Genomic DNA, 16,694 nt, shown 5'->3' with positions numbered 1-16,694 from the left:
CTCTCGCCGTTCCACAAGGTGCGCAATAGTTTGCGTATTCGCTGGGCAATCTGACCAGTGCCGGGTCCGTTTCTGCGGGCTGTGTGTACAGGATGACCACCTTGGAGGGGCGCATGGCGATCGATCATCTGGACGGCCGGATCATCCTGCTGCTGGCGCGGGAGCCGCGGATCGGGGTGCTCGAGATGTCGCGGCGGCTCGGGGTCGCGCGCGGCACCGTGCAGGCCCGGCTCGACCGCCTTCAGTCGAATGGAGTCATCCGCGGCTTCGGCCCCCAGGTGGACCCGGCGGCGCTCGGCTACCCGGTCACCGCGTTCGCCACGCTGCAGATCCGGCAGGGCCAAGGGGCCGACGTCAGGGCCCATTTGGCGACCGTCCCCGAGGTCCTGGAGCTGCACACGACGACGGGCAGCGGCGACATGCTGTGCCGGCTCGTGGCCCGCTCGAACGCGGATCTCCAACGGGTGATCGACCTCGTTGTCGGTTTTGATGGCATCGTCCGGGCTTCCACGGCGATCGTCATGGAAAATCCCGTTCCGCTGCGGATCATCCCGCTGGTGGAGCAGGCGTCGGGAGATTCCTGACGGTTACGAGCACGGCCCGGCGGTGAGGCGCGATGGACGTGCGGGTGTCGGGCTTCCGGGACCGCTTCCCGGACTGTTTCCGGGGCTGCTTCCGGGAGGGCCGATGAACTTCTGGGACTACCTGGTCAACCGGCACCAGCAGCTGCTCGCCGACGCGGCGCAGCACGCCAGCGCCGTCTTCCAGTGCATGGTCGTCGCCACCGTGATCGGCGTCCTCGTCGGCGTCCTCACGTACCGCAGCGAATGGGGCGGGAACCTGGCGACGACCGCCACCTCCACCATCCTGACGATCCCCTCGCTGGCCATGATCGGTCTGCTCATCCCGATCGTCGGCCTCGGCGTCGCCCCGACCGTCATCGCGCTGACCCTGTACGGGCTGCTGCCGATCGTGCGGAACTCGATCGTCGGGCTGCGCGGCGTCGACCCCTCGCTGATCGACGCGGCGAAGGGCATCGGGATGTCCCGCCTCGCCCGGCTCGTCAAGGTCGAGCTGCCGCTGGCCTGGCCGCCGATCCTCACCGGGATCCGGGTCTCCACCCAGATGCTCATGGGCATCGCGGCCATCGCCGCGTACGCCTCGGGCCCCGGCCTCGGCAACGAGATCTTCCGCGGCATCGCCTCGCTGGGCAGCAAGAACGCGCTCAACCAGGTGCTCGCCGGCACCCTCGGCATCATCATCCTCGCCCTGCTGTTCGACGCCGCGTACGTCCTCATCGGACGGCTGACCATCCCGAGGGGGATCCGTGTCTGAAGCCACTGCCGACGCGCCCGCGACGAACGCGACGGCCGCGTCCGGGGCCAGCATCGAGCTGGAGAACCTCAGCAAGCGCTACCCCGGCTCGGCCGACCCGGCCGTGGACAGCGTGAACATGGAGATCAAGGCGGGCGAGCTGATCATCTTCGTCGGCCCCTCGGGCTGCGGGAAGTCGACGACCCTGAAGATGATCAACCGGCTGATCGAGCCGACCGGCGGCCGCATCCGCATCGGCGGCGAGGACGTCACCGACATGGACCCGGTGAAGCTGCGCCGCAAGGTCGGCTACGCGATCCAGTCCTCGGGCCTGTTCCCGCACATGACCGTCGCCCAGAACATCGCGCTCGTCCCGAAGATGGTCGGCTGGTCCAAGTCGAGGATCAAGTCGCGGGTCGAGGAGATGCTGGACCTCGTCGGGCTCGACCCCGGCGAGTTCCACGGCCGCTACCCGCGCCAGCTCTCCGGCGGCCAGCAGCAGCGCGTCGGCGTGGCCCGGGCGCTCGCCGCCGACCCGCCCGTACTGCTGATGGACGAGCCGTTCGGCGCCGTCGACCCGATCACCCGCGACCACCTCCAGGACGAGCTGATCCGGCTCCAGCACGAGCTTCACAAGACGATCGTCTTCGTCACCCACGACTTCGACGAGGCGATCAAGCTCGGCGACCGAATCGCGGTGCTCCGCGAGAAGTCGCACATCGCCCAGTTCGACACCCCCGAGGCGATCCTCACCAACCCGGCCGACGACTTCGTCTCCGGCTTCGTCGGCGCGGGCGCCGCGCTCAAGCGCCTCAACCTCACCCGCGTCCGCGACGTCGAGGTGACCGACTACCCCACCGTCCAGGTCGACGACCCGCTCCAGGAGATCTTCAACAAGCTCCGCGCGGCGGGGACGAACGAGCTGCTGCTGCTCGACAAGCGCCGCCGCCCCTACAAGTGGCTGCGGCGCGGCGACCTGATGCGGGCCAAGGGCTCCCTGGCCCGCGCCGGCACCCTGGTCCACGACACGGTGACCTGGGACGCGACCCTGCGCGACGCGCTGGAGGCCGTCCTCACGGACAACGCGGGCCGGGTCGCGGTCACCGGCCGGCGCGGCGAGTACGAGGGCGTCGTCGACATGGAGACGCTCATGAACTCCGTGCACGAACTCCTGGAGGCCGACCGCCTCGAGGCCGTCGAGCACCAGCACGAGCTGGAGGAGCACCGCGCCCAGCAGACCCACGAGGAGCAGGAGGGCGCGACGGCCGCCGAGGGGGAGGCGAAGGCGTGAGCAGTCCCCGCAAGCAGGACCCCGCCCGTCCCCAGGGCGAGCACGAGGTCAAGGGCCTCGCGTTCCGCGACGACGGCGAGGCCGAGCAGGAGGCCCAGCCGCCCGCGCCCCGGCCGGCCCGCCGCATCACCTGGCAGAAGCTGACGTTCCTGCCCGCCGTACTGATCCTGGTGCTCCTCGGCACCTGGCTGTGGTTCGCGAACGCGGACCTCGACCCGATCTCCGAGAACGCGCTCTCCAACGGCCAGGTGTGGAAGGCGCTGCGCCAGCACATCAGCCTCACCGTGATCTCCACGTTCTTCGTGCTGATCATCGCGATCCCGCTGGGCATCCTGCTGACCCGCAAGATGTTCCGCAAGGCGACCCCGATCGCCCTGACCATCGCGAACATGGGGCAGGCCACCCCGGCGATCGGCCTGCTCGCCCTGCTCGTCATCTGGCTCGGCATCGGCGAGAAGTCGGCCCTCATCGGCATCATCATCTACGCGATCCTGCCGGTGCTCTCCAACACGATCGCGGGCCTCAAGGCGAACGACCCGACACTCCTCGAGGCGGCCCGCGGCATCGGCATGTCGCCGCTCGGCGTCCTCCGCAAGGTCGAACTGCCGCTGGCCGTACCGCTGATCCTGGCCGGTGTGCGCACGGCCCTCGTCCTCAACGTCGGCACCGCCACGCTCGCCACGTTCGGCGGCGGCGGCGGGCTCGGCGTCCTGATCACCACCGGCATCACCAATCAGCGCATGCCGGTCCTGATGCTCGGCTCGATCCTGACGATCGCGCTCGCGCTGCTCGTGGACTGGCTGGCGTCCCTGGCCGAGCTCCTGCTGCGGCCGCGCGGTCTGGAGGTGCGCTCATGAGGTACCGCGTACGCGTGGTCGCCGCCGCGCTGTCCGGTCTGACCCTGCTGGCCGGGCTCTCGGGCTGCGGGCTCACCAGCGGCAGCCCGCTGGTCGACGACGTGCACCCGGGCTCGGTCGGCCAGGGCGAGCCGCTGAAGGGCGCGGACATCACGGTCGCGTCCAAGGAGTTCACCGAGCAGCTGATCCTCGGCGCGATCATGGGCATCGCGTTCAAGGCGGCCGGCGCCGACGTCCTCGACCGGACCGGCATCCAGGGCTCCATCGGCGCCCGCGAGGCCATCAAGTCCGGTGACGCGGACGCCATGTACGACTACACGGGCACCGGCTGGATCACGTACCTCGGCAACTCCGCGCCCATCCCCGACCCGCAGAAGCAGTGGACGGCGGTCCGCGACGCCGACGCGAAGAACGGCGTCACCTGGCTGCCGAAGGCCGCGCTCAACAACACGTACGCGCTCGCCATGAACCAGGCCAAGTACAAGAAGTACGGCACCAAGACGCTCTCCGACGTCGCCGCGCTCTCGAAGAAGGACCCGGGCGCGGTCACGCTGTGCGTGGAGAGCGAGTTCGCCAACCGGGCCGACGGGCTGCCCGGCATGGAGAAGAAGTACGGGATGAAGCTGCCGGCCAAGAACATCACGCAGATGGACACCGGCATCATCTACACGCAGGCCGCCAAGGGCACCTGCACCTACGGCGAGGTCTTCACGACCGACGGCCGCATCAAGGCCATGCACCTCACGGTGATGGACGACGACAAGAAGTTCTTCCCGAACTACAACGCGTCCCCGGTGATCAACAGCAAGGCGCTGAAGAAGTACCCGAAGATGGCCGAGGTCATCGAGCCGATCACCAAGAAGCTGAACAACACCGTCGCCCAGGACCTGAACTCCAAGGTCGACGTCGACGGGCAGGACCCGCACGACGTGGCGAAGGACTGGCTGGTGCAGGAGGGCTTCGTCAAGGAGTGACCCGGCCCGCCCGGCACCGGGTCAGCACTTCGGCACGGACCCGGAGCCCTTCTTGAAGTCCGTCAGATCGGTGACCGCGCCCTTGAGCGTGGTCACCGGGATCAGCCGCATCGACTTCGGCGCCGACGCCTTCGCGTCCCGGCACTCCGCCTTCGGTACGAGGAAGACGGTCGCCCCGTCGCGGTGGGCGGCCTGCACCTTGAGCGAGACACCGCCGACCGCGCCGACCCGGCCGCCGTCGTCGATCGTGCCCGTGCCCGCGATCGACTTCCCGCCGGTCAGGTCGCCGCCCGCGCCGTCGCCGTCGAGCAGGTCGACGATGCCGAGCGAGAACAGCAGGCCCGCGCTGGGCCCGCCGACGTCGCCGAGCTGCAGCGACACCTTCACCTTGCCGGAGTCCTCGCCGAGGTAGTCCAGGGCGGCCTCGGTCGCGGCGTCCTGCGAACCCTTCATCTCCTGCTGGTTGTGCTGCTCGATCTCCTTGGTGGTGTCGCCCTGCGGATACACGGAGTCCTTGGGCATCACCGCGCGGTCGTCACGGAACCAGGCGTCGAGCAGGCCGCCCAGGTGCAGCGTCGCGTCCGGCCCCGTCGCGAGGATCGTCACCGCGCGCAGCTGACCGCCCGTGTCCCGGGTGGGGGCGCCGCTCACCTCGATGACGGGTTTGCCACCGGCTTCCCCCAGCACGTTCGTCGTCGGCCCGGGCTGCGCCACGGCGAAAGGCAGCGGGGCGAAGGCCGCCGTCGCGACCAGCCCCACGAAGGGGACGGCGCACAGGGCGAGGCGGGTGTGACGACTGAGGCGATTGAACACGCAGCCAATGTATCGGGCGGTCCTTCGTCTGCGGCTCCGGTGGGGGCTGGTCGCGCAGTTCCCCGCGCCCCTAGAGGCGAGCGGCTTCGCCGCTCAGCCTCTATCGGGGAAATGCGACCCGAAGGGTCTGCATTTCAGGGGCGCGGGGAACTGCGCGAGAAGCCCCACCGGAGCCGCAGACGAACCCTCAGCGCAAGGCGTCGGCAACCTCACGCGCCGCATCAAGAACCCGCGGCCCCACCCGTTCCGGAACGGCATCCGCCAGCATCACGACCCCGACCGACCCCTCGAGCCCGGTCACCCCGAGCAGCGGCGCGGCCGCACCACTCGCGCCCGCCTCCAGCTCCCCGTGCGTCAGCGTGTACCCGGGCTCCAGGGACCCGCCCCGCGCCGCGAGAATGGCCCGGCCCGCAGCCCCACGATCGAGCGGATGCCGGAACCCGGCCCGGTACGCCACGTGATAGTCCGTCCAGGTCGGCTCGACGACGGCCACGGCAAGGGCCTCCGTCCCGTCCACGAGGGTCAGATGCGCCGTCGCCCCGATGTCCTCGGCCAGCGAGCGCAGCGCCGGCAGCGCGGCCTCGCGCACCAGCGGATGCACCTGCCGGCCGAGCCGCAGCACCCCGAGCCCCACGCGGGCCCGGCCACCGAGGTCACGGCGGACCAGGGCGTGCTGTTCCAGCGTGGCGAGGAGGCGGTAGACGACGGTCCGGTTGACCCCGAGCTTGTTGGAGAGCTCGGTCACGGTCAGGCCGTGATCGGTGTCGGCGAGCAGTTTGAGGACTCGTAGTCCCCGGTCGAGCGTCTGGGAGGTCTCCGCGGTCACGACGCCCACTCCTTAGTGTGAGGTAGGCGGTCTCCTCCGCGGCGGTTGCGCCACCGGTCCCGTTCGGCGACGCGCGTCAGAGGCCGCCGGTCGGCAGCAGGCCCTGCGCCGCGTGCGTCTGGTGCGTACGGCAAGTCTTCGGGCGTACCGGCTGCGCTCCGCGGCGGCTCTGCCACGGGGCGTGTGCGTTGCCCGGGAATCTAGCGAGACGGTCCGCTCAGCGGAAGACTCCGTCCAGAATCCGGTCAGTAACTAGCCGGAGATCATCGGGAATGCCCCGGTCCGCACACCCCGCAGGAACTGCCCCCGGCGCCGCTCAGGACATGCGCGTGGCCCACTCCTGGACCTTCGCGATGCGCTGCCGCAGCTGCCCCGCGGTCGCCTCCGCGCTCGGCGGCCCGCCGCACACCCGGCGCAGCTCGGTGTGGATGACGCCGTGCGGTTTGCCGCTCTGGTGACGGTACGCGCCGACCAACGTGTTCAGCTGCTTGCGCAGCTCCATCATCTCCTTGTGGGAGACGACGGGCCGCCGCTCGGCCGGCATCTCAAGGAGATCGGCCTCACTGTCCGGCTTCTTCTTGCTGTGCGCGATCTGCCGGGCCTGCCGCTTCTGGAGCAGCAGCTGCACCTGGTCGGGTTCGAGGAGCCCGGGGATGCCGAGGTAGTCCTGCTCCTCCTCGCTGCCCGGGTGGGCCTGCATGCCGAACTCGGCGCCGTCGTAGAGGACCCGGTCGAAGACGGCCTCGGACTCCAGCGCCTCGAAGGAGAACTGCTCCTGCTCGCCGGTGTCCTCGTCCTGCTGCTTGTTCGCCTCGTCCATCTCCTGCTCGGACTCGGCGTAGGGGTCCTCCTCGCCTTCCTTCTTCGGCTTGTCGAGGACGTGGTCGCGCTCGACCTCCATCTCGTTGGCGAAGCCGAGCAGGTCGGGGACGGTGGGCAGGAAGACGGAGGCCGTCTCGCCGCGCCGCCGGGACCGTACGAAACGGCCGACGGCCTGCGCGAAGAACAGCGGCGTCGAGATCGTCGTCGCGTACACGCCGACCGCGAGGCGCGGCACGTCGACGCCTTCGGACACCATGCGGACGGCGACCATCCAGCGGTCCTCGCTCGCGGCGAAGTCGTCGATCCGCTTCGAGGCGCCGGTGTCGTCGGAGAGGACGAGCGTCGCCTTGCTCCCGGTGATCTCCCGGATGAGCTTCGCGTAGGCGCGCGCCGACTCCTGGTCGGAGGCGATGACGAGGGCGCCCGCGTCGGGGATGCCCTTCCTGACCTCGGTGAGGCGGGCGTCGGCGGCGCGCAGCACGCTCGGCATCCATTCGCCGCGCGGGTCGAGCGCGGTGCGCCAGGCCTGGCTGACGGCGTCCTTGGTCATGGGCTCGCCGAGCCGCGCCGCGATCTCGTCGCCGGCCTTGGTGCGCCAGCGCATGTTGCCGCTGTAGCTGAGGAAGATCACGGGGCGGACGACGCCGTCGCCGAGGGCGCTGCCGTAGCCGTACGTGTAGTCGGCGGAGGAGCGCCGGATGCCGTCCTTGCCCTCCTCGTACGTGACGAAGGGGATCGGGTTGGTGTCGGAGCGGAACGGGGTGCCGGTGAGGGCGAGGCGGCGGGTGGCCGGCTCGAACGCCTCCAGGCAGGCCTCGCCCCAGGACTTCGAGTCACCGGCGTGGTGGATCTCGTCGAGGATGACCAGCGTCTTGCGCTGCTCGGAGCGGTTGCGGTGCAGCATGGGCCGCACGCCGACGCCCGCGTACGTCACGGCGACGCCCTGGTACTCCTTGCTGAGCGGGCCCGCGCTGTACTCGGGGTCCAGCTTGATCCCTATGCGGGCCGCGGCTTCCGCCCACTGCTTCTTCAGGTGCTCGGTCGGCGCGACCACGGTCACCTGCTGCACGACGTGGTGGTGCAGCAGCCAGGAGGCGAGGGTGAGCGCGAAGGTCGTCTTGCCGGCGCCGGGGGTGGCGACCGCCAGGAAGTCCCGCGGCTGCTCCTGGATGTACCTCTCCATCGCGCCCTGCTGCCAGGCACGCAGCTTGTTGGCGGTGCCCCAGGGGGCGCGGCCGGGGAAGGCCGGGGAGAGGTGGTGGGACGAGGAGCTGGTGGCGGCGGTGGTAGTCACGGTCTCCGATTACTCAGGGCTGGACGGCACGGCTACGTAGGCGTCGTCGCTACGTGGGCTGCGTCCGCCGATCTCGGCATCACGGCTACGTATGACAACCGGGCCACCTTACCGGGGGCCGGGTTGACGAGCGCGGCGGACGAGGCCGGGCGGGGGTGGTTGGGACGCGGGTCACAGATCAACTGGCCGTCTTTCACAGGCAGTCGCGATCACGTCACCGCCCGGCCGGGCCTCTCCAACGCCCACGGGGCACCTTCACCGCCCGCCGGGCCTCTCCACCGCCCGCAGGCCCTCCCCACCGGTCCTCTCAGCGCGCGGCCCGCAGCCGCGTCCCGACCCAGGCCCCGGCGAGCGCGACCACCGCCATCGGCAGGAACACGGCGGCGAACGCCCCCGGGTGCGAGCCGCCCGCCCCCTGCGCGACCCCGTGCCCGACCGCTCCCCCGCCGAGCGCGGCGAACGCGGCGCCGCCCGCCGCGAGCAGCACGACGCTGGTGAGGCCGTCGGAGATCTGCAGCGCGGCGGAGTTCGCCCCGGCCTCCTGCGGCGCGGACAGCTGGAACAGCAGCACGCTGGTGGACGAGATCACGAGCCCCATGCCCAGGCAGCCGAAGGCCCAGGCCACCGCGACGATCCAGACGGGGACGGCCGCGATCAGGACGCTCGGCGCGGTCGCGATCGCGGCGGCGACCAGCACCATGCCGCCGGCGACCATCCGCTGCCGGTACGGCTCCAGGCGGGGCCGGGACTGCACCCACGAGCCCAGCGCCCAGGTCGCGCCGCCCGCGGCCAGCGAGAACCCGGCCAGCGTCGGCGACAGGCCCCGCTGCGTGACCAGCATCAGCGGGACGAAGGACTCGGCCGCGATGAAAGCCCCGGACGCGATCCCGCGCAGCAGCACCACCGACGGCAGCCCGCGCACCGCCCGGTACGTGCCGCGGGGCAGCACGCCGAGCACGGACGGCACGAGCAGCGCGGCGCCCGCGAGGCCGGGCAGCAGGGAGAGGAGGCGCAGGTCCTGGGCGGCGTACTGGAGCAGTCCCGCCCCGAGCGAGATCCCGAACGCGAGCCGGATCCGCCGCCGGTCGAGCCCGGCCCCCTTCTCACCGGCGGGGGTGCCGGTGGCGGGCGGACCGCCGGCCCGGCGCCGGATCTGCGGCACCGCGAGCCCGAGCGGCAGCAGCACCAGCACCGGGATCCCCAGGAACACCCAGCGCCATCCCAGGTGCTCGGTGACGGCCCCGGCGGCGAGCGGCCCGACGATGGACGGCACGACCCAGCTCGCCGCGAACGCCGCCATGATCGCGGGCCGCAGCCGCTCCGGGTAGGCCCGGCTGACGACGACGTACAGGGCGACGATGACGAGGCCGCCGCCGAGCCCCTGCACGGCCCGCCCGGCGACGAACAGCCACATGGTCCCGGCGGTTCCGGCGAGCACGAGCCCGGCCGCGAACGCCCCGATCCCGGCGCTCAGCGCCCCCAGCGGCCCGCTCCGGTCGGCCCACTGCCCGGCGAGCACCATGCCGAACAGGCTCGTCGTGAAGTACCCCGAGAACGCGAACGCGTACAGCGACACCCCGTCCAGCTCCCGCGCGGCGACCGGCATCGCGGTACCCACGGCGGTCGCCTCGAAGGCGATCAGCAGGACGACGGTGACGACCCCGATACTGAGCGCGCGATAGGCCCGCCCCAGGACACCGCCGTCCTCGGTGTCGGCGATGTCGCCGGTGGACTCGGATGCGGGTGCCGGGACGGATGCGGCGGTGACGTCGTCTTCGAGGGCGGCCATGAGCATCAGAGTAAGGGGCATGACACCCCCTGACCCCTGTCGGAGGACCCCCTTCTTCCTGGTCCCTTGGTCGTACGACCGCCCACCCTCCGCCCCCACCCGTGAACGGGGTGTGGCAGTCGTGTTGCGCCCCGCCCGGATCCCTTGAGCAGGTCGCGCCAGGCCTCGTACGGTCATTGCAGTTCGACCGGGAGCCCGCCGAAAGGCACCCCCGACCGAACCTGCTTGGCCGTGTGCCCGAGTGGTTGAGGGATTCGCCTGCGCCGCATCCATCGGCGGGCTCCGCCCGCGGAGAAGCACGCGCACAACTGAACAGCACGTCTCATGGCCGTGTGCCCGAGTGGTTGAGGGATTCGCCTGCAAAGCGAAGCACGCCGGTTCGATTCCGGTCACGGCCTCCGACGCAGCTCAACGGCGCTGAGCTGCGCCACCTGAAGGGGCGCCCCGTCTGCACGGGGCGCCCCTTCGGCATGCGGACCGAGCCCTCTGCCAGGCATCCCGGCCACGTCCATGACACGAACGTCGGGAATCGGCCGCCGTTACCCTCTGACAGGTCCATGCGGCGGTCGGTCGTGTGGTGCGGTCCAGGGCGAAGGGGCTTTCGTGCGGGCGGGGTTGGTCAAAGGGTGGCGAGCGGTGGCCGTCGGCGGGATCGCGTTGAGTCTGTACGCGGGGATGCTGACCGTCGACGACATCCGCGACCGGGCCTCCAGCGAGCGGAACATCGGCGCCGCGTGCGCGGGGCTCGTCTCCGGCTCGGAGGTGATGGAGCTGCGCGGCGGGACGGGACGAGCCTTCGCACGGGAGGGCGTCCTCGGGACCGACGGGAGCTCGTACGAGATCTGCGACGTCTACCGGGGAACGGCCGAGAAGAACGACGGGCTGTTCCGGCTCCAGGTGTTCCGCGATGACCTCGGTCCCGCCACACCGCCACCGGCCACGACGATCGGCCGTCATCCCGGCCCCGGCGTTCTGCTCGGCGGGGAACTCGACATGAACGACGACCCGTTCGATTCCTTCGATCGGATCTACGCCGATGACGTCACGGCACGGGCCGTCCGCCCCGAGCCGTACCCCCTCGGCGACGGCACGCTCGGCTGGTACGACGCCGATTCCGTGACCGTCCGCGCCGAGTGCGGCCCCGACCGGCTCTTCCACGTCACGGCACGGGCCGCGTACGAGCCGCTCCCCCACGCGGACCGACTGCGCCTGGCCGAACTCGCGCGGGACGCCGCCGGGCGGGTCGCCGATCGTTACCACTGCGACTCGAAGCTCCCCGAGGTGAAGGGCCCGCTCCCCGAGACCTCGGTGAAGCTTCGCCCTGCTCGTACGGCCACCGGATCCTGCGCGTTCTACCCGGCCCACCTGCGGCGCAACGACGACTACCGGCTGCCCGACCGGGCCCTGTCCGTCCCCGCCGCCGCGTCGGCCCACGCCGAGACCTGCGTCCTGGCTCCGAGCCCCGACAAGATCCGCACGATCGCCGAAGCCATGCCGGAGAAGGACCGCGACCAGACCGACCACGCGCTCGGCCACAGTCCCTGGTGGCTGCGCACCGCCACTTACGCCGGACCCGAGGCCCGTACGGTCGGGTACCGGATCCCGTTCCTCATGGACGGCGGCGCCGAGCACATCGAACTGGGCTCGGCAGGCGGTCACGACGGCATCTGGTGGGCCTCGTCCGTGTGCGCGGGCCGCCCTGCCCTGCACACGCTGTCCGTCCACCCCGACTACGACCGCGTCCTGAACTCCGGAACGACCGAATCCCTCTTCCGTGCCTACGTGAACGACATCACCGAGCGCCACGACTGCACCCGCGTCACCTTCCCGAAGGCGCCGGCCTTCCGCGACCGCGAGCAGTAAGTCCGGAGAAGGCCCGCTGACAGCCGGCCATGCAACCACGCGAGTTCGACCGCGACTTCCCACACAAGACCAGCCGAACGCGACTGGACAGAAGCCGTAATCGCACTCGGGCTGTCCATTCCTGTTTCGATCGCCGGCGTCGCCCTGTACGTCAGCGGCAGCGTCAGCCGGATCTTGTCGCGGAGGCATCGGGTGACGAAGGCTCGGGGTGCATGGACGGTCGGCGGCAGACCCGCCGTCAGGGCCTGCGTGAGGTTGTACGGGGCGGGGGTCCCGGACCAGGTCGCGGCGAGATCTTCGAGGGCCGCGCAGTCCGCGGCGGACAGGGGCAGGCGGGGGTCGTATAGGTCCAGTTGAGCAAAGGTTCGGTACGCGTCGCTGCGGGGAGCGGGCTCCGCCCGCGGAGAAGCACGCGCACAACTGAACAGCACGTCTCATGGCCGTGTGCCCGAGTGGTTGAGGGATTCGTTGCGCAAAGCGAAGCACGCCGGTTCGATTCCGGTCACGGCCTCGGTCGCAGCCCAACGGCGCTGGGCTGCGCGAAGACGAAAGGGCGCCCCCGCTCGCGGACGATCTCCGCGAAGGGGGCGCCCTTTCGGCGTCAGCCCACGTCAGCCCGCGTCGACCCGCCGGGCCAGCACCTGCCCGGGCCACTGACCGGACCGGAAGCTCTCCGTACGGACGAACCCGTTCCGCTCGTAGTACGCGACGAGTTGCCCTCCGCCGCCCGCCCAGCAGTCCACCCGCAGCAGCCCCACGTCGGCCCGCCGCGTCTCCTCCACGGCCCGCGCGAGCAGCGCCGCCCCGATCCCGAGCCCCGCCCGCCGCCGGTCGCTGATCAACAGCCGTACGTAGCGCTCGGGTTCACCAGCCGGAGCGATCGGCATCTGCGGGCTGGGCCCGGTGTCCAGCACGACGGCCCCGACGGGCACGCCGTCCAGCTCGGCGACGAAGGGCTGGTTGACGGTGGTGTACCGCTCGACGCGCTCGGTACCGCCCCGCGTCCGCGAGTACGGCACGGTCCCCCACTGCTCCGTGTTCCCCCGTGAGTTCATCCAGGCCACAGCACCGTCGAGCATCCCGAGAATGGCGGGCGCGTCGTCCCCGCTGCCGGGCCGGATCCGTATGTCGTACGCGATGTCATCGGTCACGGGGCGAGCCTAGGGGGTCCCGGATTCGCGGGCTGACGCCTGCGAGAACCCCGAGTATCCGTTCGCGAACCCGCTCATCACGACCAGCAAATTTCAGCCACTTCTCGTCAAGCCCGCGCCCTAAAGGGCAACAGCCTGCAAGATCGCTGTCTCGAATTGCTAGGTTGCTCGGATTCTGCACATCCGACAGTCGCACCAGCAACGGAAATTCTCGGCGCGGGGAGGCAAGTCGCCCATGGCATGGGACGAGTGGGAACGGCTCAAGAAGGAAGCGGCGGAACGCCACTCCACACAGATGCAGCTCAACAGCGTCCCTGTTGATCCTGGTGGCAGCGGACCCAGCACATACGGTGACCTCAAGGTTGACGACAAGGACCTCATCGCCGTGGGGAAAGCTGCGCACGACCTGCACAAGGACTTCGGCGACGTCAGTGACAAGGCCCGCCTCGCCTCCATGAGCGTGGTGGACAGTATGAAGAAGAGCGACGGCTTCGAACTCGGCGCGGCCATCGACCATGTCGCGACGCACTGGATCGACCAGGTGCAGTCACTGCTCGACGCGACCGCACACATCTCGAACCACCTTCACGTCACCCAGAGCACGCACGCCAAGGACGAGGTCTACATCGAAGGCGTGATCAGCAGCATCTCCACTCTGGACAAAGGCTTCGACGAGAGGACCTCGGGCAAGTAATGGACCTCGACGCGCTCCGTCACCTCAACCTCTCCAAGCTCGACGACGCGGTCAGCCGCTGGGAGACGATGACGAAAGACCTCAAGCGGCTCGCCGGCGATGCTCGCGACAACCTGAAGAAGAAGGCGGACGGGGCGGACTGGGCGGGCATCAACGCCACGGTCACCCGGGAGTTCGTCGACAAGACGGCCGGCGAGTTCGACGACGCGCACACACAGGCGCAGACCGTCTGGAACATCATCAAAGACACACGCGGCGAACTTGCCACGTACAAGCAGCGGTTGAACACAGCGATCGAGAACGCCCCGAACTACACCGTGGTGGACAAGGGCGACGGCTCGTTCGATGTCGTGCCCCACCCCACCACCGATCCTGAGGGCGCGGGAAGGGGCGCCACAGCCCTCCGCGACGACATCGAAGCCATCCTCAAGAAGGCCACCGAGAGTGACAGCACCGCAGCCAAGGTACTGCGGATGATCGTCGACCACGCGGAGTACGGATTCTCCGACGCGGGATACAAAGACCGGGACGAGGCCGCGGATGCGATCAAAGCGGCTGAGCAGGCGGCCAAGACCGTGCGGAAGAACCCGCACGACGTCTCCACCACCGAGCTTGCGGCACTCAACGCAGACCTGGCGAAGTACAAGAACGATCCCCTCTTCGCCGAGCAGTTCGCCACGGATGCCGGGCCCAAGAAGATGATGACCTTCTACGCCGGCATCGCAGACCCCTATGGCGTCTCGTACGACCCCAAGCGCGGGGGCGAGGCCAAGCAGCTACAGAAGAACCTGGGCATCACCCTGGGCACTGCAACGCTCTCGGACAGCGCGAAGATGCGCAGCTGGGAGAAGCAAGTGGTCGCCATGGGGCCCGGCGAACTGGGCACCGACGATGCCAACAACCCTCGCGGGTTTGCCGTCATGAGCAACCTCATGCGGTTCGGGAACTACGACGACCGGTTCCTCAACGACTACGGCGACAAGCTCATCACCTACGACAAGCAACACAACGTCAAGGACTTGAATCCCTGGGTCAACAACTGGAACCAGGGCGACCTCAACTACTGGGGCAAGGACGACCGGGGGCGGGACCCGATGACCGGGTTCCTGCAGGCGATGGGCCACAATCCGGATGCCTCGACCCAGTTCTTCGCCCAGCCCGACGGTGGAGGGTCCACCGTCAACAAGGACTCAGAGGTCAACGAACACCTCAAGTACCTGACACAGGACCGCATCTGGGCGGCTGACGCCACATATGAGGGAAACGACAAGTTCGTGGCCGGGCACGACGCGCTGGGGCACGCCTTGGAGGCAGCTACGACCGGATACGCGTACGACGCGGACCCCATGGCGCAGAAGGATCCGATGACCCCGGGAAGCGGGGATCTGCGCAACGCGGCGACCGCCGGCGTCATGGAACAGGTCGCCTACCTGTACGGCGGGGAGGACGGCCCCAAGATGCTGCACGAACAGCCCGAGTTGGCAGACAGCCTGGGCAAGATGGGCGGGGCGTACATCGATGACATCGACTATGCCCTCTCCGGCATCGGCGACCACGGAAAGGATTCCGGCGACTTTCCGGCGAAATATGCTGGACGCGCACAGTTCGGAAATCAGGGGGCCATCGACTTCCTGAGCGTGCTGGGCCAGGACGAGACCTCCCACAAGACCGTGACAGCTGCCCAGCACCTCTACACGCTGAGTCTGCTGGACGCCAACCCGGCGACCAGTGACGCCAATGTGGCCCACGCGCATGACGCCATGAGCGTGGGAGCGGAGGCCCGAGGAATCCTGGACAACTCTCGCGTCGCACAGGCCGAAACCACCTACTCGCAAGAGTCCGAAGAGGCCAACAAGTCGCTCGCGAGATCCTCCGACTGGAAGAAGCTTGTGGCAGGGGCCGTGGTCGCAGGTGGAGTCGCGTCCATTCCGCTCCCGGGCTCGACCGCCGCTGCTGTCGTCATCGCCCCACTGGCCGCGGACACCCTCACCGACGCAGCGAACACTCTGATCGGGCAGGAGATCGACAAGAGTGCCGACGCGGCGGAGTCCGATCCGGTCAACAAGTCCCAGATGACCAGCCGCGAGTTCTACGGAAAGGGCACCGACGACCTCGGGTCCACCTACGAAGCCTACTTCAAGGGACACCCCGAATACGCGGCGAAGGCCGACGACCAGCAATGGGTCGAGGGGATCAAGGCCGGCTACATGGGGACGGGGGCGCATGAGAACGACTATCGTGGGCGCCCGCCCTACAAGGACTGAGAAGGAATCGGACATGCGGCGGATGATGCGCCACGCCCCTCTCAGGAGAGCCGCCTTGACGGCCTTCCTGGCCATGGTCGCGGCAGGCTGCAGCGATGCACCGAAAAAGGACGAGCCGGCGAATCGTGACTCCGGGGTATCCGCTCGGCAGGTGTGCGAAGGGGCACTCGACACCGCGGCTGCCGAAGCGTTGACGCGCATCGCAGGCACCGACCGCTTCGACGAACTGACCGGAACGAACGATGCCGGCGAACCCAACACCTTCTCCCTCAGAAGGGCCGTCGAGCACCTGCACGACAAATCGACCGCAAGAAGTTCATGCTCGATATACAAAACAGGGGACGGCAGCGGAACTCCGCTCCTGGAAGTGGAGTTCCTGGCATCAGTCGGGCATCCCAAGCCCAGCGGCGACAACTCCGACCACGACAAAGTCGAATACCGTCTCGGGGTCTACGCGGCCACTGGTCCGAACGGCGCGAATCTGTATTTCAAGTGCCCGAGCAAGGCCGAGGGCAAGAGCTCCTTCATCGGCGACACTCAGTACGTGAAAGCCCAGATGTACTCTGCCGCAGGAAAGATCCACGGGGACGACTCGAGCAGGGACCGCATGACGATCCTCAACTCGATCGCCCGGAAGGTGGCGGATCGGGTGGGCTGCGCATCGACGGCGGCGCTGCCCGAAAAACTCCCATCCCCGCAGAGCAATCAGCCCTGACGTCGGCTCACGGCCCCCGTCACCGGT

Annotated in this window: 14 protein-coding genes and 2 tRNA genes; 11 read left to right on the top strand and 5 right to left on the bottom strand. The window is 69.4% G+C overall.

Translation table 11 applies throughout. From position 1 onward, the window contains the following. The first annotated feature begins 113 nt into the window (after positions 1 to 113). The 5 genes from ACIBTU_RS09790 to ACIBTU_RS09770 all read left to right on the top strand — a co-directional run bounded on the left by ACIBTU_RS09790 (position 114) and on the right by ACIBTU_RS09770 (position 4,436). A complete protein-coding gene (locus tag ACIBTU_RS09790; protein WP_188338630.1) occupies positions 114 to 584 on the top strand; it encodes an Lrp/AsnC family transcriptional regulator in 471 nt (156 codons plus the stop codon). A 103-nt stretch (positions 585 to 687) separates the two neighbouring features. Then, positions 688 to 1,335, top strand: a complete 648-nt coding sequence (locus ACIBTU_RS09785) for an ABC transporter permease (RefSeq protein ID WP_399125463.1) — start codon at positions 688 to 690, stop codon at positions 1,333 to 1,335. Next, complete coding sequence (locus ACIBTU_RS09780; protein ID WP_399125462.1) at positions 1,328 to 2,605, top strand: betaine/proline/choline family ABC transporter ATP-binding protein; 1,278 nt, start codon at positions 1,328 to 1,330, stop codon at positions 2,603 to 2,605. Before ACIBTU_RS09785 ends, ACIBTU_RS09780 begins: the two co-directional genes overlap by 8 nt. Continuing rightward, on the top strand, positions 2,602 to 3,462 hold the full coding sequence (locus tag ACIBTU_RS09775) for an ABC transporter permease (protein ID WP_399125460.1): 861 nt from the start codon (positions 2,602 to 2,604) through the stop codon (positions 3,460 to 3,462). Before ACIBTU_RS09780 ends, ACIBTU_RS09775 begins: the two co-directional genes overlap by 4 nt. Continuing rightward, on the top strand, positions 3,459 to 4,436 hold the full coding sequence (locus ACIBTU_RS09770) for a glycine betaine ABC transporter substrate-binding protein (protein ID WP_399125459.1): 978 nt from the start codon (positions 3,459 to 3,461) through the stop codon (positions 4,434 to 4,436). Before ACIBTU_RS09775 ends, ACIBTU_RS09770 begins: the two co-directional genes overlap by 4 nt. A 21-nt stretch (positions 4,437 to 4,457) precedes the next feature. Here ACIBTU_RS09770 and ACIBTU_RS09765 read toward each other — a convergent pair whose 3' ends face one another. The 4 genes from ACIBTU_RS09765 to ACIBTU_RS09750 form a co-directional block, all read right to left on the bottom strand. Continuing rightward, positions 4,458 to 5,249, bottom strand: a complete 792-nt coding sequence (locus ACIBTU_RS09765; RefSeq protein WP_399125458.1) for a S16 family serine protease — start codon at positions 5,247 to 5,249, stop codon at positions 4,458 to 4,460. Positions 5,250 to 5,436: 187 nt separating this feature from the next. Then, positions 5,437 to 6,075, bottom strand: coding sequence for an IclR family transcriptional regulator (locus ACIBTU_RS09760; RefSeq protein ID WP_188338624.1), 639 nt, complete (start codon positions 6,073 to 6,075; stop codon positions 5,437 to 5,439). 316 nt (positions 6,076 to 6,391) lie between these two features. Then, on the bottom strand, positions 6,392 to 8,191 hold the full coding sequence (locus ACIBTU_RS09755) for a DEAD/DEAH box helicase (protein WP_399125457.1): 1,800 nt from the start codon (positions 8,189 to 8,191) through the stop codon (positions 6,392 to 6,394). Between the two features lie 307 nt (positions 8,192 to 8,498). After that, positions 8,499 to 9,980: an MFS transporter gene (locus ACIBTU_RS09750; protein ID WP_399125456.1), complete on the bottom strand. Its 1,482-nt coding sequence runs from the start codon at positions 9,978 to 9,980 to the stop codon at positions 8,499 to 8,501. 326 nt (positions 9,981 to 10,306) lie between these two features. On the opposite strand from ACIBTU_RS09750, the gene ACIBTU_RS09745 reads away from it, so the two are divergent. From ACIBTU_RS09745 to ACIBTU_RS09735, 3 genes are all read left to right on the top strand, one after another. Further along, positions 10,307 to 10,378: transfer RNA gene (locus tag ACIBTU_RS09745), tRNA-Cys, on the top strand. 238 nt (positions 10,379 to 10,616) lie between these two features. Then, positions 10,617 to 11,843 (top strand): hypothetical protein, encoded by a 1,227-nt coding sequence (locus tag ACIBTU_RS09740; RefSeq protein WP_399125455.1) that lies wholly within the window; start codon positions 10,617 to 10,619, stop codon positions 11,841 to 11,843. Positions 11,844 to 12,281: 438 nt separating this feature from the next. Further along, positions 12,282 to 12,354: transfer RNA gene (locus tag ACIBTU_RS09735), tRNA-Ala, on the top strand. 100 nt (positions 12,355 to 12,454) lie between these two features. On the opposite strand, the gene ACIBTU_RS09730 is transcribed toward ACIBTU_RS09735, so the two are convergent. Beyond that, a complete protein-coding gene (locus ACIBTU_RS09730) occupies positions 12,455 to 12,922 on the bottom strand; it encodes a GNAT family N-acetyltransferase (protein ID WP_399125786.1) in 468 nt (155 codons plus the stop codon). A 307-nt stretch (positions 12,923 to 13,229) separates the two neighbouring features. Between ACIBTU_RS09730 and ACIBTU_RS09725 the strand changes: the two genes are divergently transcribed. Genes ACIBTU_RS09725 through ACIBTU_RS09715 form a run of 3 tightly spaced genes read left to right on the top strand, consistent with a single transcriptional unit; the run spans position 13,230 to position 16,667 of the window. Continuing rightward, positions 13,230 to 13,688 (top strand): hypothetical protein, encoded by a 459-nt coding sequence (locus tag ACIBTU_RS09725; protein WP_399125454.1) that lies wholly within the window; start codon positions 13,230 to 13,232, stop codon positions 13,686 to 13,688. After that, positions 13,688 to 15,952 carry a hypothetical protein gene (locus ACIBTU_RS09720; protein WP_399125453.1) on the top strand — a complete coding sequence of 755 codons (2,265 nt, stop codon included), beginning with the start codon at positions 13,688 to 13,690 and terminating at the stop codon, positions 15,950 to 15,952. The genes ACIBTU_RS09725 and ACIBTU_RS09720 overlap by 1 nt, the downstream gene beginning before the upstream one ends. Before the next feature lie 55 nt (positions 15,953 to 16,007). Beyond that, positions 16,008 to 16,667: a hypothetical protein gene (locus ACIBTU_RS09715; RefSeq protein WP_399125452.1), complete on the top strand. Its 660-nt coding sequence runs from the start codon at positions 16,008 to 16,010 to the stop codon at positions 16,665 to 16,667. The last annotated feature ends 27 nt before the right edge of the window (positions 16,668 to 16,694 follow it).

This window comes from Streptomyces sp. NPDC050145 (assembly GCF_044460245.1).
GTDB lineage: Bacteria > Actinomycetota > Actinomycetes > Streptomycetales > Streptomycetaceae > Streptomyces.
This window is presented reverse-complemented; position numbering and strand designations above follow the sequence as displayed.